At 70.9% G+C, this 24,960-nt stretch carries 16 protein-coding genes and 1 tRNA gene; 2 read left to right on the top strand and 15 right to left on the bottom strand.

Annotated elements, in window-relative coordinates; translation table 11 throughout:
- Positions 1–61 precede the first annotated feature (61 nt).
- The 5 genes from rpsA to HGK34_RS08585 form a co-directional block, all read right to left on the bottom strand.
- Positions 62–1,534 carry a 30S ribosomal protein S1 gene (gene rpsA, locus HGK34_RS08565; RefSeq protein WP_201846164.1) on the bottom strand — a complete coding sequence of 491 codons (1,473 nt, stop codon included), beginning with the start codon at positions 1,532–1,534 and terminating at the stop codon, positions 62–64.
- Between the two features lie 189 nt (positions 1,535–1,723).
- Positions 1,724–3,406: a dipeptide ABC transporter ATP-binding protein gene (locus tag HGK34_RS08570; RefSeq protein WP_201846165.1), complete on the bottom strand. Its 1,683-nt coding sequence runs from the start codon at positions 3,404–3,406 to the stop codon at positions 1,724–1,726.
- A complete protein-coding gene (locus tag HGK34_RS08575) occupies positions 3,403–4,443 on the bottom strand; it encodes an ABC transporter permease (RefSeq protein ID WP_201846166.1) in 1,041 nt (346 codons plus the stop codon). Before HGK34_RS08575 ends, HGK34_RS08570 begins: the two co-directional genes overlap by 4 nt.
- Positions 4,443–5,489: an ABC transporter permease gene (locus tag HGK34_RS08580; RefSeq protein WP_307815864.1), complete on the bottom strand. Its 1,047-nt coding sequence runs from the start codon at positions 5,487–5,489 to the stop codon at positions 4,443–4,445. Before HGK34_RS08580 ends, HGK34_RS08575 begins: the two co-directional genes overlap by 1 nt.
- Before the next feature lie 11 nt (positions 5,490–5,500).
- Positions 5,501–7,135, bottom strand: coding sequence for an ABC transporter substrate-binding protein (locus tag HGK34_RS08585; RefSeq protein WP_201846167.1), 1,635 nt, complete (start codon positions 7,133–7,135; stop codon positions 5,501–5,503).
- Between the two features lie 165 nt (positions 7,136–7,300).
- Between HGK34_RS08585 and HGK34_RS08590 the strand changes: the two genes are divergently transcribed.
- Positions 7,301–8,116, top strand: a complete 816-nt coding sequence (locus HGK34_RS08590; RefSeq protein ID WP_201846168.1) for a class I SAM-dependent methyltransferase — start codon at positions 7,301–7,303, stop codon at positions 8,114–8,116.
- Positions 8,117–8,150: 34 nt separating this feature from the next.
- Here the strand turns inward: HGK34_RS08590 and polA are convergent, their stop codons facing one another.
- A complete protein-coding gene (gene polA, locus HGK34_RS08595) occupies positions 8,151–10,886 on the bottom strand; it encodes a DNA polymerase I (RefSeq protein ID WP_201846169.1) in 2,736 nt (911 codons plus the stop codon).
- A 178-nt stretch (positions 10,887–11,064) separates the two neighbouring features.
- Between polA and HGK34_RS08600 the strand changes: the two genes are divergently transcribed.
- On the top strand, positions 11,065–11,421 hold the full coding sequence (locus HGK34_RS08600; protein ID WP_372433099.1) for a PaaI family thioesterase: 357 nt from the start codon (positions 11,065–11,067) through the stop codon (positions 11,419–11,421).
- 37 nt (positions 11,422–11,458) lie between these two features.
- Here the strand turns inward: HGK34_RS08600 and HGK34_RS08605 are convergent, their stop codons facing one another.
- The 9 genes from HGK34_RS08605 to gltB form a co-directional block, all read right to left on the bottom strand.
- Positions 11,459–12,112, bottom strand: a complete 654-nt coding sequence (locus HGK34_RS08605; RefSeq protein ID WP_201846171.1) for a GNAT family N-acetyltransferase — start codon at positions 12,110–12,112, stop codon at positions 11,459–11,461.
- A gap of 178 nt (positions 12,113–12,290) precedes the next feature.
- A complete protein-coding gene (locus HGK34_RS08610) occupies positions 12,291–12,908 on the bottom strand; it encodes an ANTAR domain-containing response regulator (RefSeq protein ID WP_201846207.1) in 618 nt (205 codons plus the stop codon).
- Positions 12,909–13,230: 322 nt separating this feature from the next.
- A tRNA-Leu gene (locus HGK34_RS08615) sits at positions 13,231–13,312 on the bottom strand.
- Between the two features lie 83 nt (positions 13,313–13,395).
- Positions 13,396–14,319: a carbohydrate ABC transporter permease gene (locus tag HGK34_RS08620; protein ID WP_201846172.1), complete on the bottom strand. Its 924-nt coding sequence runs from the start codon at positions 14,317–14,319 to the stop codon at positions 13,396–13,398.
- Positions 14,316–15,431 carry a carbohydrate ABC transporter permease gene (locus tag HGK34_RS08625; RefSeq protein WP_201846173.1) on the bottom strand — a complete coding sequence of 372 codons (1,116 nt, stop codon included), beginning with the start codon at positions 15,429–15,431 and terminating at the stop codon, positions 14,316–14,318. Before HGK34_RS08625 ends, HGK34_RS08620 begins: the two co-directional genes overlap by 4 nt.
- A gap of 119 nt (positions 15,432–15,550) precedes the next feature.
- Positions 15,551–16,861 carry an ABC transporter substrate-binding protein gene (locus HGK34_RS08630; protein ID WP_307815865.1) on the bottom strand — a complete coding sequence of 437 codons (1,311 nt, stop codon included), beginning with the start codon at positions 16,859–16,861 and terminating at the stop codon, positions 15,551–15,553.
- 372 nt (positions 16,862–17,233) lie between these two features.
- A complete protein-coding gene (gene pyk / locus HGK34_RS08635; protein WP_201846175.1) occupies positions 17,234–18,667 on the bottom strand; it encodes a pyruvate kinase in 1,434 nt (477 codons plus the stop codon).
- Positions 18,668–18,861: 194 nt separating this feature from the next.
- Positions 18,862–20,352 carry a glutamate synthase subunit beta gene (locus HGK34_RS08640; RefSeq protein ID WP_201846176.1) on the bottom strand — a complete coding sequence of 497 codons (1,491 nt, stop codon included), beginning with the start codon at positions 20,350–20,352 and terminating at the stop codon, positions 18,862–18,864.
- Complete coding sequence (gene gltB / locus HGK34_RS08645) at positions 20,345–24,886, bottom strand: glutamate synthase large subunit (protein WP_201846177.1); 4,542 nt, start codon at positions 24,884–24,886, stop codon at positions 20,345–20,347. Before gltB ends, HGK34_RS08640 begins: the two co-directional genes overlap by 8 nt.
- Positions 24,887–24,960 lie beyond the last annotated feature (74 nt).

Below are 24,960 nucleotides of genomic sequence, written 5' to 3' on the forward strand. Positions count from 1 at the left end.
GCGGCACCGGGACAACGAGAGGGGCCCAGGCGATGACGCCTGGGCCCCTCTCGTCACCGGATCAGTTGCCGGTCAGCTTCTCGCGCAGTGCGGCGAGCGCCTCGTCCGAGGCGAGCGTGCCGCCGGCGTCCTCCTCGACCGGGGCCGAGGAGTAGGACGACGACGACGCCGCGGCGGGAGCCGGAGCATCGGCGGTGGTGTCGTTGTCCGCGGCGAGCGCCTCGGCGACCTGCTTGCGGTGCGCCTCCCAGCGGGCGTGGGCCTTGGCGTACTCGGCCTCCCAGGCCTCGCGCTGCGTCTCGAAGCCCTCGAGCCACTCGTTGGTCTCCGGGTCGAAGCCCTCGGGGTACTTGTAGTTCCCCTGGTCGTCGTACTCGGCGGCCATGCCGTAGAGCGCGGGGTCGAAGTCCTCGGACTCCGGGTCCACGCCCTCGTTGGCCTGCTTGAGCGACAGCGAGATGCGGCGACGCTCCAGGTCGATGTCGATGACCTTGACGAAGACCTCGGCGCCGACGGACACGACCTGCTCGGCGAGCTCCACGTGGCGCACGGCCAGCTCGGAGATGTGCACGAGGCCCTCGATGCCGTCCTCGACGCGCACGAACGCACCGAACGGGACGATCTTGGTGACCTTACCGGGCACGACCTGGCCGATGGCGTGGGTGCGCGCGAAGGTCTGCCACGGGTCCTCCTGCGTCGCCTTCAGCGACAGGGAGACGCGCTCGCGGTCGAAGTCGACGTCGAGCACCTCGACGGTGACCTCCTGGCCCACCTCGACGACCTCGGACGGGTGGTCGATGTGCTTCCAGGAGAGCTCGGAGACGTGCACCAGGCCGTCCACGCCGCCCAGGTCGACGAAGGCACCGAAGTTGACGATCGAGGAGACCGTACCGGGGCGCACCTGGCCCTTCTGCAGGGTCTGCAGGAAGGTGGAGCGGACCTCGGACTGGGTCTGCTCCAGCCAGGCGCGGCGCGACAGGACCACGTTGTTGCGGTTCTTGTCGAGCTCGATGATCTTGGCCTCGATCTCCTTGCCGACGTACGGCTGGAGGTCGCGGACGCGACGCATCTCCACGAGGGAGGCGGGGAGGAAGCCCCGGAGGCCGATGTCGAGGATGAGGCCGCCCTTGACGACCTCGATGACGGTGCCGGTGACGACGCCGTCCTCTTCCTTGATCTTCTCGATCGTGCCCCAGGCGCGCTCGTACTGGGCGCGCTTCTTGGACAGGATCAGCCGGCCTTCCTTGTCCTCCTTCTGGAGAACCAGGGCCTCGACGTCGTCACCGACGGCGACGACCTCGCCGGGGTCGACGTCGTGCTTGATCGAGAGCTCCCGGGAGGGGATGACGCCCTCGGTCTTGTAACCGATGTCGAGGAGGACCTCGTCACGGTCCACCTTGACGATGGTGCCTTCGACGATGTCACCATCGTTGAAGTACTTGATGGTGGCGTCGACGGCAGCAAGGAAGTCGTCCTCGGTGCCGATGTCGTTGACGGCGACCTGAGGCGCGGACTTCGTGGTGGAGATGGTCATTGAGTTCGATGCTCCGATGCGGACATGACGTAGTGCGGACAGGGACTGAAACTGCTGGGCGGCGCATATGGGTAGGCGCACGGCACCGCCGAACATCCTAGCCATGGGACGGTGGGACGGTCAACGCGGGAGGAGCGTACGCGGAGCGAGGCCGGAGAGGTCTCCCGCCACGCCCGCGTCCGCGTCTCGTCAGCGTTCCCGCCGCCTGCGTGCCTGGATCTCGGGGTCGGGCACCGGCAAGGACGCGAGAAGCCGCCGGGTGTAGTCCTCGGACGGGGCGCCGAGCACCTGCGCACCCGTGCCCTGCTCGACCAGCTCCCCGCGGTACATCACGGCGATCCGGTCCGAGACGAGGTCGACGACGGCCAGGTCGTGCGACACGAACAGGCAGGCGAACCCGAGCTCGGTCTGCAGCTCGGCGAACAGCTCCAGGACACGCGCCTGCACGGACACGTCCAGCGCCGACGTCGGCTCGTCCGCGATCAGCAGCTCCGGGTCCAGGGCCAGAGCCCTGGCCAGGGAAGCACGCTGGCGCTGGCCGCCGGACAGCTCGTGCGGGAACCGGTCACCGAACGAGCGGGGCAGCTGGACGGCTTCGAGCAGCTCGTCGACCCGGCCCCGGGCCGCCGCGGGCGACGCCGCACGGCCGTGCACCACCAGCGGCTCGGCGACGCACTCGGCGATGGTCAGCAGCGGGTTGAACGAGGTCGCCGGGTCCTGGAACACGAAGCCGAGCCTCGGGCGCATGGCCCGCAGGTCCCGGCTGCGCGCGCCGCGCATCTGCGTGCCCAGAACCTCCAGCGACCCGCCCGTGACGGGCTGGAGGCCCGCCATGGCACGGGCGATCGTGGTCTTTCCGGACCCGGACTCGCCCACCAGGCCGAGCACCTCGCCCTGGCGGATGTCCAGGGAGACGGCGTCGACGGCGGTGAAGCCCGGCTGCCGGAACCCGCCGGGATAGGTGATGGTCAGCTCCGTGGCACGCACCACGGGTTCGCCGTCCGCCCAGCCCTCGGGTCGGGTGGCGGCCCGCTCCTCGGCGCGGGCGGTCCCCTCGCCGACCTTCGGGACCGCGGCGAGCAGGGCCTTGGTGTACTGCTCCTGGGGCCTGGCGAACAGGTCGCCGACCGGCGCCTGCTCCACGAGCTGCCCCTGGTACATCACCGCGACCCGGTCGGCCATGTCCGCCACCACGCCCATGTTGTGCGTGATCAGGACGATGCCCGTGCCGGTCGTGTCCCGTAGGTCGCGCAGCAGGTCGAGGATCTCCGCCTGCACGGTGACGTCGAGCGCGGTCGTCGGCTCGTCGGCCACGATCACCCCCGGGTCGAGCGCGAGCGCCATCGCGATCACGATGCGCTGCTTCTGGCCCCCGGAGAACTGGTGCGGGAAGTAGTCCACCCGCTCGGCCGGGTCGGGGATGCCGACCCGGCCGAGCACCTCGACGGCCCGGGCCCGGGCCGCCTTGCGCGAAAGCTTCCCGTGCGCGCGCAGGCCTTCGGCGATCTGCCAGCCCACGGTGTACACGGGGTTCAGGACGCTGGACGGCTCCTGGAACACCATGGCCACGTCCCGGCCGCGCGCCTGGCGCAGCACGGACCCGGACACGGACACGACGTCGGTGGCGCCGCCGTCGCGCGCGGACACCAGGACGGCCCCGCGAGTGGTCGCCGTCGCCGGCAGCAGCCCCAGGATCGCCTTGGCGGTCACGGTCTTCCCCGAACCGGACTCCCCGACGACTGCCAGCACCTCCCCGGGCCGCACGTCCAGGCTCACCCCGTCGACGGCGCGCACGGGCCCGGCGTCCGTCGCGAACGAGACGGCGAGGTCGTCGATCCGCACCACGGGCGCGGAGTCGGCTGTGTGTGTCATTCCTCGGTCTCCTTCGTCGTGCCGGGCACGGAGGTCTCCGCCACGTCGCCGGCCACCTCGGCCGACGCCGCCCGCATCCGCAGGCGCGGATCGGCGAGGTCGTTCAGCGACTCCCCGACGAGCGTCATGCCCATGGCGGCCAGGACGATCGCGAGGCCCGGGAACAGGGCCGTCCACCAGATGCCACTGGTCACGTCGGCGACGGACCGCTGCAGGTCGTAGCCCCACTCGGCGGCCGCCGTCGGCTCGATGCCGAAGCCCAGGAAGCCCAGGCCCGCGAGGGTCAGGATCGCCTCCGAGGCGTTGAGCGTCACGATCAGCGGCAGGGTTCGGGTGGAGTTGCGCAGCACGTGGCGCGTCATGATCCGCAGGTGGCCGGTGCCCAGCACGCGTGCGGAATCCACGAAGGCCTCCGCCTTGACCCGCACCACCTCGGCCCGCGTGACGCGGAAGTACTGCGGCACGAACACCACCGTGATGGACAGGGCCGCGGCCATGATGCCGCCCCACATGCTCGACTGGCCCCCGGAGATGACGATCGCGAGCAGGATGGCCAGCAGCAGTGACGGGAAGGCGTAGATCGCGTCCGCGACCACCACCAGGACCCGGTCGAGCGCGCCGCCGAAGTACCCCGACACGAGGCCCAGCAGCACGCCGACCACGATCGAGGCGGCCACCGCCACGATCACCACCAGCAGCGCGGTCTGCGCACCCCAGATCACGCGGGACAGCACGTCGTAGCCGCCGACGGTGGTGCCGAGCCAGTGCTCGGCCGACGGCGGCTGCTGCGCCCCGAACGACGTCCCGTCGCCGGTACGCAGCTGCGACCCCGTGAAGGGGGCCAGCACCGGCGCGAACACGGCCGTCACGACGAACACCGCGCACAGGACCAGGCCCGCCACGAGCATGCCGCGCTGCAGGCCCATGCTCTGGCGCAGCTGGTGCACCACGGGCAGCCGGCGGAACCAGGCGCCACGGCCCGAAAGGTGCTCCGGCGCGGCGCCGGCGATGCCGACCTCGGAGATCTCGCCCGCCATCAGAACCTCACTCTCGGGTCGACGAAGGCCGCGACGACGTCGACCAGGAAGTTGGTCACCGCGACCACCACGGCCATGACGACCACGATGCCCTGCACGGCCACGAAGTCGCGGGCCTGCAGGTACTCGGACAGCTGGAAGCCGAGACCGCGCCACTCGAACGTGGTCTCGGTCAGCACGGCCCCGACCAGGAGCATCGCGACCTGCATGCCGGCCACCGTGATCACGGGGATCAGCGCGGGGCGCCAGGCGTGGGCGGTGACCAGGCGTGACTCCCGGACTCCGCGCGACCGCGCGGCGTCGACGAAGTCGGTGCCCAGCGTGCCGATCATGTTCGTGCGCACCAGCCGGAGGAACACGCCGGCCGTGAGCAGGCCGAGGGCCGTCGCCGGGAGCGCCGCGTGCGACAGGACGTCCCCGACCACCGCCGGGTCACCGGTCCGGATCGCGTCGAGCAGGACGAACCCGGAGTCGGCGTCGGCCTTGCGCAGCTCGATCTCGCCGTTCGTGGAGATGCGGCCCGCCACGGGGAACCAGCCGAGCCACACCGAGAAGATCAGCTTCAGGATGAGCCCCGCGAAGAATACCGGCGTCGCATACGCGAGGATCGCGAGGATCCGCAGCGCCGCGTCCGGCAGACGGTCGCGGAAGTAGGCGCTGATCATGCCGAACGGCACGCCGAGCACGAGCGCGACCAGCACCGCGTAGCCGGCGAGTTCGAGCGTCGCCGCGCCGTACTCGGTGAGCACCTCCACCACCGGGCGGTTGTCGCTGATGGTCATGCCGAAGTCCCCGCGGAAGACACCCGACAGGTACTCCCAGTACTGCACGAGGATGGGCCGGTCGTAGCCGGCGGCGTGGATGCGCTCTGCCAGCTGGTCGGGGGTGAGGCGCCCGCCGAGGGACGCCGTGATGGGGTCACCGGTCGCGCGCATCAGCACGAAGACGGTGGTGACCAGGATAAACACGGTGGGGATGATCAGCAGGAAGCGCACCAGGACGTAACGTCCCAGTGCGCTTCCCGCGGACTTGCTCTGCGCTGCCACGAGGGTTCGGGTCAGCCCTTGGACAGTGCGCCGTAGCGGAACTTGAACGACGCGTCGAGCGTGTCCTCGGCCCCGGAGACGTCCGCACCGGTGACCGCGACCTGCGCACCCTGCAGGTACGGGACGGTCGAGAGCTCGCCCGCCACGGTGTCCTGGATCTCCGCGATGATCGCGGCGCGCTCGTCCGGGTCCTCGGTGACGGCCTGCTCACCGATCAGCTCGTCCACCGCCGGGTTCGAGTAGTGGTTGGCCAGGAAGTTCTCCGTGAGGAAGAACGGCGTGACGTAGTTGTCGGCGTCCGAGTAGTCCGGGAACCAGCCGAGCTGGTAGGACGGGTAGACGTCGCTGCTGCGGTCCTCGGAGTACTGCACCCACTCGGTGGTCTGCAGGTCGACCTCGAACAGGCCGTCGGCCTCGAGCTGGTCCTTGATCAGGGCGTACTCGTCGCCCGACGACGGGCCGTAGTGGTCGTTCGAGTACTGCATGCCCAGCTGCACCGGCGTCTCGACGCCCGCGTCCTCGAGCACCTTCTTCGCGGCGTCCGCGTCGGGGCCGCCCGAGCCGTCGCCGTACATCTCCTTGAGCGACTCGGTGGCGCCGGTCAGGCCCGCCGGGACGTAGGAGTACAGCGGCGTGTAGGTGCCCTTGTAGACCTGGTCCGCGATGGTCTCGCGGTCCAGCAGGTCGGCCACGGCCTGGCGGACGGCCAGCGCCTTGTCCTCGTCGGCGTCGTCCGTCTTGGCGCCGTAGGGCTGGGTGTCGAAGTTGAAGACGATGTAGCGGATCTCGCCACCGGGGCCGTCCACGACCTTCACGTTGTCGTCGCCGCGCAGGTCCTCGATGTCCGTGGCGGACAGCGAGCGGAAGGCGACGTCGATCGAGCCGTCCTGGACCTCGAGCTTGAGGTTGGACGAGTCGGCGAAGTACTTGACGTTGATCTCCGGGGTCTTCGGCGCGCCGAGGATGCCCTGGTAGTCGTCGTACGCCTCGTAGCTGATCAGCTCGTTGAAGTCGTAGCTGGTGATGACGTACGGGCCGTGGAAGGCCATCCCGTCCACGATCTCCTGGTCCGGGGTGAGCGCGTCGGCGGAGAAGACGTCCTCGTCCACGATCGGACCGGCCGGCGACGACAGGATCTTCGGGAAGACCTGGTCGTTGTCGGACTTGAGGTGGAAGACGACGGTGGTGTCGTCCACCGCCTCCGTGCTGTCCAGGTTGTAGAGCAGGGAGGAAGGACCGTTCTCGTCCGCGATGCTCACCATGCGGTCGAACGAGAACTTCACGTCGCTGGAGGTGAGGTCGTTGCCGTTGGCCCACTTCAGGCCCGGCTTCAGCGTCACCGTGTACTCGCTGGGCGAGGTGAACTCCGCCGACTCGGCGATGTCCGGCTGCACGTCCGGGTCGCCGAACGTGGTGTTCATCAGGAACGGGAACACCTGGTTCATCACGGCGAAGGACCCGTTGTCGTAGGACCCGGCCGGGTCGAGGGTCGTGACCTTGTCGGTGGTGCCGATCGTGATCGAGCCGCCGTCGGCCTCGTCGCCGCCGTCGCCGTCACCGCTCCCACCGCAGGCGGCCAGTGCGAGGGCTGCCGCAGCCGCCAGCGCGGCCGGTGCGGCCGTGCGACGAAGTGTACGCAGACGCATTGCGTCTCCTTCCGTCAGGTGTCGCTGCGGGCATGTGACGCGCGCCGCGACGAGATGTATCGCCCGACTCTAGGAGGACGGCGGTTGCCGAAATGTTTCCCGGCCTGGCAAACGTCCACATCGTGACCGATTTGTGACCGCCCGCTCGCGCGTAGGGTAGCTGCCGTGCCCGACTACGGATACCGCGACGTGCCCGACCACGAGGGCGGCGCGGCCTCACGCGGCTGGTGGGACGACAACGCCGCCGAGTACCTCGACGACCACGACGCCTTCCTGGCCGGTGAGCTGCGCTGGGGACCGGAGGGTCTCACCGAGTCGGAGGCAGGACTCCTCGGTGATGTCGCCGGCCGCGACGTGCTGGAGATCGGCGCGGGCGCCGCGCAGTGCTCGCGCTGGCTCGCCGCCCGGGGCGCCCGAACGGTGGCGACGGACGTGTCCTGGGCGATGCTCCGCGGGAACAGGTCGCGGACGCCCGCCTCCACCCGCGCCGCGACCCGGAGCGACGCCCGCGACGACGTTCCCCTGGTCCAGGCCGACGCCCGGGCGCTGCCCTTCGCGGCCGGGAGCTTCGACGTCGTCTTCACCTCGTTCGGCGCGATCCCGTTCGTGCCCGACGCCGGGCGCGTGCACGCGGAAGCGGCCCGTGTCCTGCGGCCGGGTGGCCGGTGGGTCTTCTCGGTGACGCATCCGCTGCGCTGGGCGTTCCCCGACGACCCGACGATCGCGGGGCTCACCGCGACACGCTCCTACTTCGACCGGCGCCCGTACGTCGAGACCGACGACGCCGGCCGCGTCACCTACGCCGAGTACCACCGCACCGTCGGCGACCACGTCCGGGAGGTCGCCGCCGCCGGGCTGCGCCTCGTCGACCTGGTCGAACCGGAGTGGCCGTCCTGGAACACCCAGGTGTGGGGCGGATGGGGCCCGGAACGCGGCCACTACCTGCCCGGCACGGCGGTCTTCGTCGCCCGCAAGGAGTGAGCGGCGCACGACCTGCCCGGCGTGAGCGCCTGGGTCAGTGCGCGGCGTCGTGCCAGTTCTGCCCCGTTCCGACGGAGACCTCCAGCGGGACGTCGAGTTCGAAGGCGGAGCCCATCTGCTCGCGCAGGAGCCGCTCTGCCAGCTCCCGCTCCCCGGGCGCCACCTCCACGACGAGTTCGTCGTGGACCTGCAGGAGCACCCGGGACCTCAGGCCCGCCGCCTCGATCTCGCGCTGCACGCTCAGCATCGCGAGCTTGATGATGTCGGCGGCCGAGCCCTGGATCGGGGCGTTCAGCGCCATCCGCTCGGCCATCTGGCGGCGCTGCCGGTTGTCGCTGGTGAGGTCCGGGAGATAACGGCGGCGTCCCAGCACGGTCGCGGTCCACCCGGTGGCGCGGGCCTCCTCCACGACGCCCGTCAGGTAGTCCCGGACACCGCCGAACCGTTCGAAGTAGTCGTCCATGAGGCCCTGCGCCTCGCCCGTCGAGATCCCCAGCTGCTGGGAGAGCCCGAACGCGCTCAGCCCGTAGGCCAGGCCGTAGCTCATCGCCTTGACCTTGGCGCGCATCTCCGGGGTGACGTCCTGCGGCGCCACCTGGAACACCCGCGAGCCCACATACCGGTGCAGGTCCTCGCCGGAGCGGAAGGCACTGATCAGTCCCTCGTCGCCGGACAGGTGCGCCATGATCCGCATCTCGATCTGGCTGTAGTCGGCCGTCAGCAGCGTCTCGTACCCCGGGCCCACCACGAAGGCCCGCCGGATGCGCCGGCCCGCCTCCGTCCGCACGGGGATGTTCTGCAGGTTCGGGTCGACCGAGCTGAGCCTGCCCGTTGCGGCGATGGTCTGCTGGAACGTGGTGTGGATCCGCCCGTCCGGCGCGACGGTCCGCAGCAGGCCCTCGACGGTGGTCCGCAGCCGCGTGACGTCGCGGTGGGTGAGCAGGTGCTCGAGGAAGGGGTGCTGTGTCTTGGCGAACAGGTCCTGGAGCGCCGCGGCATCGGTGGTGTACCCGGTCTTGATCTTCTTCGTCCTGGGCATCGAGAGCTGGTCGAACAGCACCTCCTGCAACTGCTTCGGGCTGCCGAGGTTCACCTCGCGCCCGATCACGTCGAAGGCGGCCGCGGCCGCGTCGGCGACGCCCGCCGCGAAGTGCTTCTCCAGCTCCGTCAGGTAGGCGACGTCGGCCGCGATCCCCGCGTGCTCCATGCCGGCCAGGACGCGCGACAGCGGCAGCTCGACATCCGCCAGCAGGTGCCCCGCACCGCGGTCGGACAGCTCACCGGCGAGCACGTCCGCCAGGTCGAGGACGGCGCTCGCGCGTGACGCCTCCGCCTGGCCGGCGGAGCCCGCGTCCAGGTCGAGGTCGAGCGCACCCTGAGCGGCCGGTGCGGCCTCGTCCAGGCGGCGCCCCAGGTGCCGCTCGGCCAGGTCGCCGAGATCGTAGCCTCGCTGGTCCGGGTGGCACAGGTAGGCGGCGAGCTCGGTGTCGAAGTCCACGCCCCCCAGGTCCCAGCCACGCCCCGCCAGGGCATGCCAGGCGGCCTTGGCCCCGTGCACCACCTTCGGCGAGGCCTCGTCGGCGAACCAGGCCGCGAGCGCCTTGTCGTCGTCGGACCCGAGCTCCGCCGTGTCCCGGACGACGGCGTGCCCGTCCGCGCCGGCCACGGCCACCTTCCAGGCGTCCCCGCCCGCGGGCGTCGCCGCTCCGGAGACGTGCAGGCCGAGACGGCCGGTGCGCGCGGCGAGCCAGGCCGCGAGACCCCCGGGGGCGACGTCATCCACCTCGATCTCGACGGTGCCGGTGCTCGCCTCCCCCTCCGGCTCCGCGGCGGGGTCCACGGCGAGGATGCGGTCGCGGAGCTGGCCGAACTGGAGCGCGTCGGAGACGCGGTGCACGGCCTCGCGGTCGAAGCCGCCCAGGGCGAGGTCCTCGACACCGAGGTCGAGCGTGACGTCGGTCAGCAGGGCGTTGAGCTCGCGGTTGGTGCGGACCTGGTCGAGGTGGTCCCGCAGCTTCTCCCCCGCCTTGCCCTTGACCTCGCCGGCGCGGGCGAGCAGTTCGTCGAGCCCGCCGTAGGTGGTGACCCACTTGGCCGCCGTCTTGGGCCCGACGCCCGGGATCCCCGGGAGGTTGTCGCTCTTCTCACCGACCAGTGCGGCCAGGTCGGGGTAGCGACCGGGCGGAACGCCGTACTTGTCCTCGACCGCGGCCGGTGTCATCCGCGCCAGCTCCGACACGCCCTTGACGGGGTACAGCACGGTGACGTCGTCGCTCACGAGCTGGAGGGTGTCGCGGTCACCCGAGCAGACGAGCACCTCCATGCCGGCGGCGGCCGCGGCGGCGGCCAGGGTGGCGAGGATGTCGTCGGCCTCGATCCCCTCCGCCGACAGGTGCCGCAGGTGCAGGGCGTCGAGGACCTCGTGGATGAGCGGCACCTGGGAGCGGAACTCGTCCGGGGTGGTGGCGCGGCCGGCCTTGTACTCCGGGTACCTCTCGGTGCGGAACGTGACCCGGCCGGCGTCGAACGCGACGGCGGCGTGCGTGGGCTGCTCGTCCCGCAGGAGGTTGGTGAGCATCGAGGTGAAGCCGAACACGGCGTTGGTGACCTGTCCCGACGTGGTGGCCAGCGTGTCCGGCAGGGCGAAGAACGCCCGGTAGGCCATCGAGTGGCCGTCCACGAGCAGCAGCCGGGGGCGGGTGCCGGGCAGGGTGCCGGCGGTCAGGTCGGTTCGCGCTTCGGTCGTCACGGATGACAACCTATCCCGCATGACTGACATCGACGCGGGGCGCAGTGAAGGGTCCGGACCGGGGAGCGAGGTCCGTGACCGGAACGGAGCCCGGGCAGCGGACGCGGGTGGCACCGGCTCCGGGCCCGGTGGCGCCGTGGGCGCCTCCGCCGGCGCACTGGACCTGCGTGAGCTGTATCCGGACGCCCCGGAGGAGACGGTGATCGACAAGCTCGGCATCGAGCTCACGGAGGTCTCGCCCGAACGCACGGCGGGGCGCATGCCGGTGGAGGGGAACACGCAGCCGGTCGGCCTCCTCCACGGCGGTTCGTCAGCCGTTCTCGCGGAGACCCTCGCGTCGGTGGCGGCCCAGGCACACGCCGGCCCCGACCGCCAGGCCGTGGGCATCGACCTCAACGCCACCCATCACCGCGGCGTCCGGTCCGGAACGGTCACCGGCGTGGCGACGGCCATCCACCTGGGCCGCACGACGGCGTCCTACGAGATCGTCATCACGGACGACCGGGGCAAGCGGGTCTGCACGGCCCGGCTCACCTGCATGATCCTCAAGGGCTGAGCGGCCTCTCGGCCGGAGGGGGCGGGCCGGCCACGTGCTACCGGTCGGGGCGGTCGGCCCCGGCCGCGACGGCGTGGAGCTCCAGCGGCCCGGTCTCGGCCGAACGGGCCCGCCGGCGACGGGCGATGAGGTCCTCGAGCCCGGCGCGCACGGGCCGCCGGCGGCGGTGCGGTTCCGCGTCGCTCGCCAGCCTGCTGTCCTGCGCGAGGCGGCGCAGCAGGGTCTGGGTCGGCGCCACGCGGTGCCCGCACGCGGGGGCGAAGCCCAGGCGGGCCAGGAAGCGCTGCACGCCACGGGTCCCGGCGACCGGTGCCGCGTAGACCTCGTCGCAGTCGTTCTCGATCGCGAGGGTGGCCACGGCACGCAGCAGGGCATGCCCGACGCCACGACGACGCTCGTCGGGTGCCACGAACACGGTGTCCAGGTACAACGTCGGCCGGACCACGAACAGGTGCGGGCCCACGACACGGCCCAGCACCACACCGACGATCCGGCCGGAACGCTCCGCGACGAGCACCCGCCCGCCCGCGGCCAGCAGCACGCTGAGCTGCTCCTGCAGCCGATCGTGGTCGCCGGCGGTCACCTGGACACCGGCCGGCGACTCGTCCCGGCCGCGGACCGCGAGCTCCGCGATCGCCTCCAGGTCCGCGACGTCCGCCGACCTCACCTCGACTGCCGCTCGCTCTCGCACTGGCGCTACCTCCGCAGCTTGCACGCCCCGCGGTTCTGGGTTCCCGCGGGCGCCGAACGCCTCTTGGACGACCGTCCGACTCAGCCCACGAGAATAGGCCCACGGCCGCACTGCGGCCAAGTCCCGAGGCCACGTGGCCGCCGGCGGTGCGGCGGCACCTGCTGCACGGAGCGAATCCTCAGGCGTTGCCGACCTGATCGATGACGGCATCGGCGACCTCACGCATCGTGAGCCGGCGATCCATCGACGTCTTCTGGATCCAGCGGAACGACTCCGGCTCGGTCAGACCCATCTTCGTCATGAGCAGCCCCTTGGCACGGTCGACGCGCTTGCGGGTCTCGAACCGCTCCTTGAGGTCGGTGACCTCGGCCTCCAGTGCGCCGAGCTGCTGGTAGCGCGAGATGGCGATCTCCACCGACGGGAGCAGATCCGCCGGGGTGAACGGCTTGACGACGTAGGCCATGGCCCCGGCGTCGCGCGCCCGCTCGACGAGCTCCGTCTGTGAGAACGCGGTCAGCAGCACCACGGGAGCGGCGTGCGCCTTGCCGATCCGTTCCGCGGCCGAGATGCCGTCGAGCTCGGGCATCTTGACGTCCATGACGACGACGTCCGGCTTGAGTTCGAGGGCCAGGTTGACCGCGGTCTCGCCGTCACCCGCCTCGCCGACGACGTCGAAGCCCGCCTCGCGCAGCGTCTCTACGACGTCCATGCGGATCAGGGCCTCGTCCTCGGCGACGACCGCCCGGCGCGCGGAGCGGGCGGGCGCGGCCTCCTTGGCCTCCGCCTCCTCCGTCATCGGCGGGAGATCCAGTTCCACCTGGGTGCTGTCACCGTCGGTGGTCTCGGTCGTGGGGGTGGTCTCGTCGCTCACGGCTCACATCCTACTGTCCTGGTACCGCATAAGGCCTGGCGACCTGCGGCAGTGCGGGTTGTTCTTCATCACGTCCGGCATCGACACCGGTAACAGCACTCGACTCACCCGGGTTCCCGGCCGGCGAGCAGGACGCGCCGGAGGTGCCGACCGGGCTCGCCCCGAGGGGCAGGAGGACGACAGGCCTGCAGGACACGACGAGATGGAATGGCCCACGGACGTGGGCGCATTCCATCCGTCCGTCTCGTGCCCGCCGGGGGACTTGAACCCCCACCTCCGAAGAGACGCGGGTTTGAGCCGCGCGCGTCTGCCAGTTCCGCCAGGCGGGCCGGAGCGAGAGCCACCCTACACGGTGGCCCCGCCCGAAAATGTTACGTCCGGACGGTGTTCCGCCGGGCGCGAAATCCGTCCCTCAGCCCTTCACCGCCCCCTGCATGATCCCGGCCACGAGCTGGCGGCCGACGAACGCGAAGACGATCAGCAGCGGGAGCGTGACCAGGAAGACACCGGCCATGATCAGCGAGTAGTCGTCGTGGTACCCGGCCGTCAGGTTCTGCACCGCGATCGGCAGCGTCGGGTTCGCCGAGCCGAGCACGATCGAGGGCCAGAAGAACATCGTCCACTGCATCACGAAGATGAACAGCCCCAGCATCGAGGCGGCCGGCAGGGCCGCGGGCATCGCGATGCTCCAGAAGGTGCGGATCATGGAGGCCCCGTCGACCCGGGCGGCCTCGATGAGCTCGTAGGGCAGCGCCGACTCCAGGTACTGCGTCATCCAGAACACACCGAACGCGGAGACCAGCGCCGGGACGATCACCGCCTGGATCTTGCCGATCCAGGACAGCTCCGACATGAGGATGTACATCGGGATGACCCCGAGCTGGGTCGGGACCGCCATGGTCGCGATGACGAACACCAGCAGGGCGTTCCGCCCCGGGTAGCGCAGCTTGGCGAACGAGAACCCGGCGAGCGTGGAGGTCAGCACGGTCGCGACCGAGACCACCACGGCGATGATCACCGAGTTGGTCAGCGCCAGCCAGAAGTTGATCTGGCTGGAGGACATGACGTCGGCGAACCGGGTGAAGATGCTCACGTCGGGGAGCAGCTGCGGAAGCGCCTGCTGGGAGATCGACACCTGGTCGGAGGAGCCGAGCAGCAGCGTGTAGTAGAGCGGGAACGCGGAGATCACCAGCACGACCGCCAGGATCGTGTAGGTGATCCAGCCCGGCCGGCGCACCGCGGACGCGGCGCCGTGCTGTGAGCGTGCCAGCCTGCGGGCGGCGGCCCGCGCGGCTCCCTTGCCCGCGCTCTGGGCGGTGGCTGCGACGGAACTCATGCGTCCCTCCGGTCGGTGGTCGTGGTGGCTGTGGTGTCCGGGCCGCGGCCCGCGGCACCGCGCGGCGTCCCGGCGGCCGCCGCACGCGCCTCGGCGAGCAGCCCGCGGGTCACCGAGCGCCGCACGCGTGGCGCCCGCGGGCCGGAGGACGCGATCCGCTGGCTGAGCATGAAGTTGAGGAACCCGATCACGAGGATCAGCACGAACAGCATCCAGGCCACGGCAGCGGCCCGCCCGAAGTCGCGCTGGTTCCCCCACGCGACGTCGTACATGTACAGCACCGTGGTCATCCACTGCCGGTCCGCACCGCCCAGGCCCTGGGTGTCGAAGAGCCGGGGCTCGTCGAAGATCTGCAGGCCGCCGATACTGGCGGTGATGACCACGAAGATGATGGTCGAGCGGATCTGCGGGACGGTGACGGAGATGAACTGCCGCCAGGGCCCGGCGCCGTCGATCGTCGCGGCCTCGTAGAGGTCCCGCGGTACCGCCTGCATGGCCGCCAGGAAGATCAGGGCGTTGTAGCCGGTCCACCGGTAGTTGACCATCGCGGCGATCGCCACATGGCTGGCCAGGCGGTCCGTGTGCCAGCCGATGGGGTCGATGCCCAGGCCGCCGAGGAGTTCGTTGATGAGACCGTACTGGTCGGCGAACAGCCGGCCGAAGATCAGCGACACGGCGATCGGCGCCACGACGTAGGGGATCAGCACCCCCATCCGCCAGAAGGTGGCGCTGCGGATGTTCCGGTCCAGGAGCGCCGCCAGCGTGATCGCGACGATCACCTGGGGCACCGCCGAGAGCAGGAAGATCGACAGGGTGTTGACCAGGGACTTCCAGAAGGTCGGCTGGCCCAGGACGTCGGCGTAGTTCTGCAGCCCGACGAACTCCCCCTGCCCGCCCAGAAGATTCCAGTCGTACACCGAGACGACGGCCGTGTACCCCAGCGGGAAGAGGCCGGTCAGGGCGAACAGGACGAAGAACGGGGAGATGTAGAGGTAGGGCGAGACCTTGACGTCCCACCGGCTCAGTGTCTGCGAGAACCCGAGCCGGCGCGGCGTCCCGGGCCCCGGCGAGGTGGAGCCCCGAGCGGGCTCCGCGGTGATGAGTGCGGCCATGTCGTCTTCCTGATCAGCTGCGCGCGGGAGCGAGGACGGGTGGGTTGCGCGTGCGCGGGACGGCCGCCGCCGCGCACGAGGGCGCAGGGGCGGCCATCCCGCTCACACGGCGTGGCTGCCTACAGGCCCAGCTCGTCGTAGGCCGCGAGCGACTTGTCCCACGACGTGGCCGGGTCCTCGCCGTTGATCTCGACGCGCTTGATGCCGTCCTGGACCGCCTGGTGGATCGCGAAGTAGTTCGGGCCCTTGAACGGGTTGCCCTCGATCGCCTGGGCGCGGTTGGAGAAGATCTGACCGGCCGGGGCGTCGTTCATGAACGCGTTGGTGAAGGACTGCACCTGCTCGGAACCCTGTGCCTCGACCTGCGAGGGGAAGGTACCGGCGTTCTCGAACGCGGCGGTCTGCTGCTCGGGGGCGGTCAGCCAGGCCGCGAGCTCCTTGGCCTCCGTGGTGTGCTCGCCGGAGGCCGGGACGGTCAGGAACGAACCGCCCCAGTTGCCGCCACCACCGGGGAAGACGTCGGCGATGTTCCAGCCGTCGACGCCACCCGAGTTCGACTCGATCGGGCCCGTCATCCAGGCCGGGCACAGCATCGTGGCGAAGGCGTCGTTCTGGAACCCGGAGGTCCAGTCCTCGCTCCACTGCTCCAGGTCGGCCGACAGCCCGGCCTCGTCCTGCTCGACGACCGTGCCGTACAGGTCGCTGATCTCGGCGTTGTCGGCGAGGGGCTTGGGGGTGCCGTCCTCGTTCTCGTAGGCGTAGTCGATCTGGTTGACCAGGCCCTGGTAGATGGCCACGCCCGAGTCGTACCAGGCCGAGTCGGAGTTCTTCACGAAGTCGGCGCCGGCCGCGAAGTAGTCGTCCCACGTGGCGTCGTCGCCACCGAGCAGCTCGGCGACCTCGTCGGGGGCGGAGGGGAGACCGGCATCCTCCAGGAGGTCCTGGCGGTAGCAGATCGCCTCCGGGCCGATGTCGGTCCCGTAGCCGATGAGCTTGCCGTCCGACGTCGTGGCCTGCGCCACCTTCCAGTCCACCCAGCGGCCGTCCAGCTCGGGGTCGGCCAGGTCGGTGAACAGGTCGGGGTACTGAGCCAGCTCGCTGATCCAGTCGACCTCGATGGCCTCGACGTCCGCCAGGCCCTCGCCCCCGGCGGCGAGCTTGGTGGTGAGGTTGGTCCGCGCGTCCTCGGCCTGGGCGGCCACGGTCTGCTTGACCGTCACGTTCGGGTGTTCCTCGGTGTACTTCGCGAGGAGCTCGTCCGTGTACCCGAAGTCGTTGAAGGTCGCGACGGTGAGGGTGATCGGCTCGTCGGCGGTGCCGCCCTCGCCCTCGTCGCTGCCGCCCCCGCACGCGGAGAGGCCGAGGGCCAGGGTGGCGATTCCGGCGGTGGCCGCGAGACGACGACCACCTGATCGAGTGCTGCTGAGCACGGTTGACTCCTTTGTCTTTGCTGACGTTGTTCTGACGCGCCGACGCCGGCGCGTCTCTGGGGACGCCGTCCACGAGGTGCGTGGGAGCGCTTCCACCGTGTGTGTTCGCCATGGTGCCCAAAGTGGTGACACCCCGTCAAGTTCCCAAGCCATGCTAAAGATCGCGATACTTCACCATCAAGCACGACCTGAATGGCGCCGAGCCGGATCGTTACCTTTTCGTGGCCCCCGTGCGGCTCTTTCGCGCGTTCCCCGGCACCCGATGGGGTGTGGTAACGCTCCCACGCCTCGGGCTCGGCCCGCAAGAACGCAAAAAGGGCGCGCCGCCGGGGAAGCTTCCCCGACCGCGCGCCTCCCGCGAGGGCCTCGGCGTCAGACCGCCCGCCCGTCCCCCTTGGTCCCGATCCGGTGCACCAGGATCGAGTTGGTGGTCCCGGGCACGCCCACGGGCGCACCGGAGACCACGACCACGAGGTCACCCTTCTCGGCCAGGCCGTTGGCCTGCAGGGTCGTGTCCACCTGGTCCACCATCGCGTCCACGTTGCCCACCTTGGGCACGAGGTACTGCGTGGTCCCCCAGGTCATCGACAGCGCGTTGCGCACGCCCTCCTCCGGCGTGAACGCCAGCAGGGGGATCGACGAACGCAGCCGCGACATCCGCCGCGCCGAGTCGCCGGACTGCGTGAACGTCACCAGGTACTTCACGCCGAGGCGCTCGCCGATCTCGGCGGCCGCCCGCGTGATCGCACCACCGCGGGTGTGCGGTGTCGAGCCCAGCGGGGCGATCCGCTCACGGCCCGCCTCCTCGGTGGCCTCGATGATCTTGGCCATGGTCTCGACCGTGACGATCGGGTAGTCGCCCACCGACGTCTCGCCCGAGAGCATCACCGCGTCCGCGCCGTCGAGCACGGCGTTCGCGCAGTCCGACGCCTCCGCACGGGTCGGCGTCGGCGAGTTCGTCATCGACTCCAGGACCTGCGTGGCCACGATGACCGGCTTCGCGTTGCGGCGTGCGAGCTCCACGATGCGCTTCTGCACCAGCGGCACCTGCTCGAGCGGCATCTCGACCGCGAGGTCGCCGCGGGCCACCATCACGCCGTCGAACGCCGCCACGACCTCGGCGAGGTTCTCGACCGCCTGCGGCTTCTCGATCTTGGCGATGACGGGAACCGTGCGGTTCTCCTCCTCCATGATCCGGCGCACGTCCTCGTAGTCCTTCGCGGACCGCACGAAGGACAGGGCGATGAAGTCGGCGCCCTGGCCGAGGCCCCAGCGCAGGTCGTCCGTGTCCTTCTCGGACAGCGCGGGCACCGACACGGCCACGCCCGGCAGGTTCAGGCCCTTGTTGTTGGACACCGGCCCGGCGACCTCGACGCGCGTCACGACGCGCGGGCCCTCCACGGCCTCGACCACGACGCGCACCTTGCCGTCGTCGATGAGGATCGGATCGCCCACCCGGGCGTCCTGCGGGAGGCCCTTGTGCGTGGTGGAGACGAGCTCCCTGGTGCCCTCCACGTCCTCGGTGGTGATGGTGAACCGGTCACCGACCTCGAGGTAGTGCTTCTCGTCGCCGACGAAGCGGCCGAGGCGGATCTTGGGGCCCTGCAGGTCCACGAGGACCGCCACCGACGTGCCGGCGTCCTCCGCGGCCTGCCGGACGTTCTTGATGATCTCGGCGTGCTCGGACTGCTCACCGTGGCTGCGGTTGATCCGCGCCACGTTCATGCCGGCGTCCACCAGCTCCCGCAGTCGCTCCGGCGACGCAGTCGCGGGTCCGATGGTGCACACGATCTTTGCTCTGCGCATGTCTCCAGCCTCGTCAGTCTCACGGCGCCCGCGCGTCTGTACGTGCGAGGCAGAGGCACGAACACAGGCTCGGGGTCCGCACGGCCCGGGTCCGGGCCATGGTTGTCTCGGTTCTACAGGCTATGCCCGCCCACGGGCACGGTGCGCTGTGGGCGGGCACAACGTCAGGTGAACTTTCTGTCGCACCCAGGAGGTCAGGCCCGCAGGGCGTGGGTCCTGGGACGCACGGGGGCGGGAAGTTCGGTACCACCCGCCAGGTACTCGTCCACCGCGGCGGCCGCGGCACGGCCCTCCGCGATGGCCCACACGATGAGCGACTGGCCGCGGCCGGCGTCGCCCGCCACGAACACACCCGGCAGGCTGGCGGCGTAGTCGTCGCCGCGCGCCACGAGACCACGATCCGTGATCTCGATGCCGGTCTGCTCCTCCAGCGGCTGGGTCTCCGGTCCGGTGAACCCCATCGCGATCAGGACCAGGTCGGCCGGGATCTCCCGCTCGGTGCCCGCCCGGGGAACACGGCGGCCGTCGGGCAGGTACTCGGTCTCGGCCACCTTGAGGGAGCGCACCCGGCCGTCGCCGTCGTCGGTGAACTCGACGGTCGAGGCGAGGTACTTCCGCTCGCCACCCTCCTCGTGGGAGGTGGAGACCTCGAACAGGATCGGATCGGTGGGCCACGGCTGGTTCTCGGGACGCTCCACCGGCGGCTTGCGGCCGATCGCGAGCGTGGTGACGCTCGCGGCGCCCTGCCGCAACGCGGTCCCGACACAGTCGGAACCGGTGTCGCCGCCACCGATGACGATGACGTGCTTGCCCGACGCCGACGGCGCGTCCTCGGGCAGCCCGGGCACCGACGAGCCGCGCGCGGCCTGCGCGACCACGTGGTTCTGCGGCGTCAGGAAGTCCATGGCGAAGTGCACGCCGTCCAGCTCGCGGCCGGGCAGGCTCAGGTCGCGCGGCACCGTCGCGCCCGTCGCGACCACGACGGCGTCGAAGCGGCGCCGCAGTGCGTCCCACGAGATGTCGCGCCCGATCTCCACCCCGGGCCGGAAGCGCGTGCCCTCGGCCTCCATCTGCGCCAGGCGGCGGTCGATGTGCTGCTTCTCCAGCTTGAAGTCCGGGATGCCGTACCGCAGCAGGCCGCCGATGGCGTCGTCGCGCTCGTAGACGACCACGGTGTGGCCGGCGCGGGTGAGCTGCTGCGCCGCGGCCAGCCCGGCCGGGCCGGAGCCGACGACGGCGACCGTGGAGTCGGTCAGCCGCTCGGGCACGTGCGGGGTGACGAGCCCGCGGGCGAACGCCTCGTCGACGATCGACACCTCGACGTTCTTGATCGTCACGGCCGGCTGGTTGATGCCCAGCACGCACGAGGTCTCGCACGGGGCCGGGCACACGCGTCCGGTGAACTCCGGGAAGTTGTTGGTCGCGTGCAGCCGGTCGATGGCGTCGGCCCACTGGCCGCGCCACACCAGGTCGTTCCACTCGGGGATGAGGTTGCCCAGCGGGCAGCCCTGGTGGCAGAACGGGATGCCGCAGTCCATGCAGCGCCCCGCCTGCTCCTTGAGGAACGGCTGACCTTCCACACGCACGTCGTGCGTGTCCTTCCAGTCCAGCAGCCGCACCTCGACGGGACGGTTCGGCGGGAGCTCCCGCTCCCGAACCTTCAGAAACCCACGCGGGTCAGCCACGAGCCACCTCCATGATCCGGTCCCACTGCGCGGGGTCCCAGTCGTTCTCGTCCAGGTCGTGCGTCGCGAGCGCCTCCCGCACGCGGGCCCAGCCGGGCGGCAGGACACGGGTGAAGCGCTCGCGCGCGTCGGGGTCGTCCAGCAGCTCGCGCGCCACGAGCGAGCCGGTCTCCGCCAGGTGCCGCTCGAGCAGTCCCCGGACCGTCTCCCAGTCGGCGTCGTCGAGCCGGGTCAGGGACAGCTCGCCCGAGGCGAGCGCGGCGGCGTTCGTCGCGCCGTCGCGCAGGTTCAGCACGTACGCGACGCCGCCGGACATGCCGGCACCGACGTTGCGGCCGGTCGGGCCCAGCACGAGCACGGTGCCGCCCGTCATGTACTCGCAGGCGTGGTCCCCCACGCCCTCGGTCACCAGGGTCGCGCCCGAGTTGCGCACGCCGAAGCGCTCGCCCACCCGTCCGCGCAGGAAGACCTCCCCGGACGTGGCGCCGTAACCGATGACGTTGCCCGCGATGACGTTGGCCGCGCCGTCGAGCACGGCCGCCTTGTCCGGCCGCACCACGATCCGGCCGCCCGAGAGACCCTTGCCCACGTAGTCGTTCGCGTCGCCGAACAGGCGCAGCGTGACACCGCGCGGCACGTAGGCACCGAACGACTGGCCGGCAGACCCTGTCAGGGTCACGTCGATCGTGTCGTCGGGCAGGCCCTCGCCGCGGTAGCGCCTGGTCACCTCATGGCCCAGCAGGGTGCCGACCGTACGGTTGACGTTGCGCACCGGGACCTCGACGCTCACGCGCTCGCCACGCTCCAGGGCCGGGCGGGCGGCGGCGATCAGCTGGTTGTCCAGGGCACGGTCCAGGCCGTGGTCCTGGTCCTGCGTGCGGTGCAGCGCCGAACCCGCCGGGGGCTCGATCCGTTCCAGGACCGGACCGAGGTCCAGGCCCTGCGCCTTCCAGTGGTCCACGGCCTTGCGGGTGTCCAGCACCTGCACGTGGCCCACCGCCTCCTCCACGGAGCGGTAGCCGAGCGCGGCGAGGTGCTCGCGAACCTCCTGGGCGATGAACTCGAAGAAGTTCTCGACGAACTCCGGCTTGCCCGTGAACCGCTTGCGCAGCTCCGGGTTCTGGGTGGCCACGCCCACGGGGCAGGTGTCCAGGTGACACACCCGCATCATCACGCAGCCGGAGACCACCATCGGCGCCGTGGCGAAACCGAACTCCTCGGCACCCAGCAGCGCCGCCACGACGACGTCGCGGCCGGTCTTCATCTGGCCGTCCACCTGGACGGTGATGCGGTCGCGCAGGTTGTTCAGGACGAGCGTCTGCTGCGTCTCGGCCAGGCCGATCTCCCACGGCGTGCCCGCGTGCTTGAGCGAGGTGAGCGGGGAGGCGCCCGTGCCGCCGTCGTGCCCGGAGATGAGGACGACGTCGGCGTGCGCCTTGGAGACGCCCGTCGCGACCGTCCCGACGCCGAACTCGCTGACGAGCTTCACGTGGACGCGCGCGGCCGGGTTGGCGTTCTTCGCGTCGTGGATGAGCTGGGCGAGATCCTCGATCGAGTAGATGTCGTGGTGCGGCGGCGGCGAGATGAGGCCGACGCCGGGCGTCGAGTGCCGGGTGCGCGCCACCCACGGGTACACCTTGGTGCCGGGCAGCTGCCCGCCCTCGCCGGGCTTGGCGCCCTGGGCGAGCTTGATCTGGATGTCGTCGGCGTTGGTCAGGTACTCCGACGTGACCCCGAAGCGGCCCGAGGCGATCTGCTTGACGCGGCTGCGGCGCTCCGGGTCGTAGAGACGATCCGGGTCCTCGCCACCCTCGCCGGTGTTGGACCGGCCGCCGAGCCGGTTCATGGCCACCGCGAGCGTCTCGTGGGCCTCGGCGGAGATGGAGCCGTAGGACATCGCGCCCGTGTTGAACCGCTTGACGATCTCGGAGACCGGCTCGACCTCGTCGATCGGCACCGGCTCGCGGTCCGGGCTGAACCGCAGCAGGCCACGCAGCGTCATGAGGCGCTGGGACTGCTCGTCCACCCGGCGGGTGTACTGGCGGAAGACGTCCATCCGGCCCTCGCGGGTGGCGTGCTGCAGCCGGAACACGGTCTCCGGGTCGAAGAGGTGCTCCTCGCCGTCGCGGCGCCACTGGTACTCGCCGCCGGTGGTGAGGCGGTCGGCCGGGCCCCGGTTGCCCGAGCGCGGGTAGGCCTCGGCGTGCCGCGCGGCCGTCTCGGCCGCGATCACGTCCAGCCCGATGCCGCTCAGGCGCGACGTCGTCCCGGTGAAGTAGTTCTCGACGAGCTCGTGCGAGAGGCCGACGGCCTCGAAGATCTGCGCGCCGCGGTAGGACATGATCGTGGAGATGCCCATCTTGGACATCACCTTGAGCACGCCCTTGCCGAGCGCCTTGATGAGGTTCGCGACCGCCGCCGACGGGGTCACGCCGAGGTAGCCGCGGGCCGCCAGGTCCTCGACGGTCTCCATCGCGAGGTACGGGTTGACGGCCGCGGCGCCGTACCCGATCAGGAGCGCGACGTGGTGCACCTCGCGCACGTCACCGGCCTCGACCACGAGCGACACCCGCGTGCGGGTGTGCTTGCGCACCAGGTGGTGGTGCACCGCGCTGGTCAGCAGCAGCGACGGGATGGGGGCGAGCTCGGCGGTGGAGTGCCGGTCCGACAGGACGATGAAGCTCGCGCCGGCCTCCACGTGGGCGTCGACCTCGGCGAAGATCTCCTCGAGGCGGGCATGCAGGGCCGCTCCCCCGCCCGAGACGTCGTACAGGCCGCGCACGACCTCGCTGCGGAAGATGCCCTCCAGCTCCCGGTCGCGGTCGACGTGCACGATCTTGGCGAGCTTGTCGTTGTCCAGGACGGGGAAGCCGACCACGAGCTTGCGCGCGTGCTCCGGCAGGTCGGCGAGCAGGTTCGGCTCCGGACCGATGGCGCTGCCGATGGACGTCACCAGCTCCTCGCGGATCGCGTCCAGCGGCGGGTTCGTCACCTGCGCGAACATCTGGGTGAAGTAGTCGAACAGCAGGCGCGGGCGCTCCGAGAGCACGGCGACGGGCGTGTCGGACCCCATGGCGCCGAGCGGTTCGGCACCCGAGGAGGCCATCGGCGTCAGGAGGATCTTCAGCTCCTCCTCCGTGTACCCGAAGGCGCGCTGCCGACGGCGCACGGAGGCGGTGCTGTGCGCGACGTGCTCCCGCTCGGGCAGATCGTCCAGGTGCACGGACTGCTCGTCGATCCACTGGCGGTACGGGTGGCGCGTGGCCAGGCCCGTCTTGACCTCGTCGTCCTCCACGATCCGGCCGGAGGCGGTGTCGACCAGGAACATCTTGCCGGGCTCCAGACGGCCCTTGCGCACCACGGAGGCGGGGTCGATGTCGAGCACGCCGGCCTCGGAGGCGAGGACCACGAGACCGTCGTCGGTCACCCAGAACCGGCCCGGGCGCAGGCCGTTGCGGTCCAGCACGGCGCCGATCAGCTCACCGTCGGTGAAGGTCAGCGCGGCCGGGCCGTCCCACGGCTCGATGAGGTTGGCGTTGTACTCGTAGAAGGCCCGCCGCTCGGCGTCCATCTCGGTGTGGTTCTCCCAGGCCTCCGGGACCATCATCAGCACGGAGTGCGGCAGGGAGCGGCCGGACAGGTGCAGCAGCTCCAGCACCTCGTCGAAGCTCGCCGAGTCGCTCGCGCCCGGCGAGCACACCGGACGCAGCTGCTCGAAGTCGCCGAGCACGTCCGAGGCCATGGTGCCCTCACGGGCGGCCACCCAGTTGCGGTTCCCGCGCACCGTGTTGATCTCGCCGTTGTGGGCGATCGTGCGGAACGGCTGGGCCAGCGGCCAGGAGGGGAAGGTGTTGGTGGAGAAGCGCGAGTGCACCAGCGCGATCTCGGTCGCGTACCGCGGGTCCTGGAGATCGGCGAAGAACGGCTCGAGCTGGGATGTGGTGAGCATGCCCTTGTACGTGACCGTCCGTGCCGAGAGCGACGCGAAGTACAGGTCCAGCTCCCGCTCCGCGCGCTTGCGCAGGCGGTAGCAGCGGCGGTCGAGGTCGATCCCGCCGAGCTCACGGGACGGGTCGGCCACCACGAGCTGGCGGAACACCGGCATGGTGGCGCGGGCCGTGGGGCCCACCATCGAGGCGTCGACCGGCACGTCCCGCCAGGACAGCACGTCGAGCTTCTCCTCGGCGGCGAGCGCCTCGACACGGGCGACGACCTGGTCGCGAGCGGCCTCGTCCGTGGGCAGGAACGCCGTCCCGATGGCGTACCTGCCGGCCGGAGGCAGCTCCCCGTCCACGACGTCACGCAGGAACGCGTCGGGGATCTGCGTCAGGATGCCGGCGCCGTCGCCGGTGTCCTCCTCCGCGCCGACGGCGCCGCGGTGGTCGAGGTTCAGCAGGGCGGTCAGACCGGCGTCCACGATGTCGCGTCCGGGCGTGCCGCGGAGCGTGGCGACGAACGCCACACCGCAGGCATCATGCTCCGCGGACGGGTCGTAGAGCCCTCGGGCTTCGGTCCGGTGCAACGGCATGGTCATGGATCCTCACAGACGTCCGGGCATGCCGGACGCACATAGAACTGGTCACCGGGGCGCCGTCGGCCCGGAATCGG

This window comes from Myceligenerans indicum, assembly GCF_016742955.1.
Classification (GTDB): Bacteria; Actinomycetota; Actinomycetes; order Actinomycetales; family Cellulomonadaceae; genus Myceligenerans; species Myceligenerans indicum.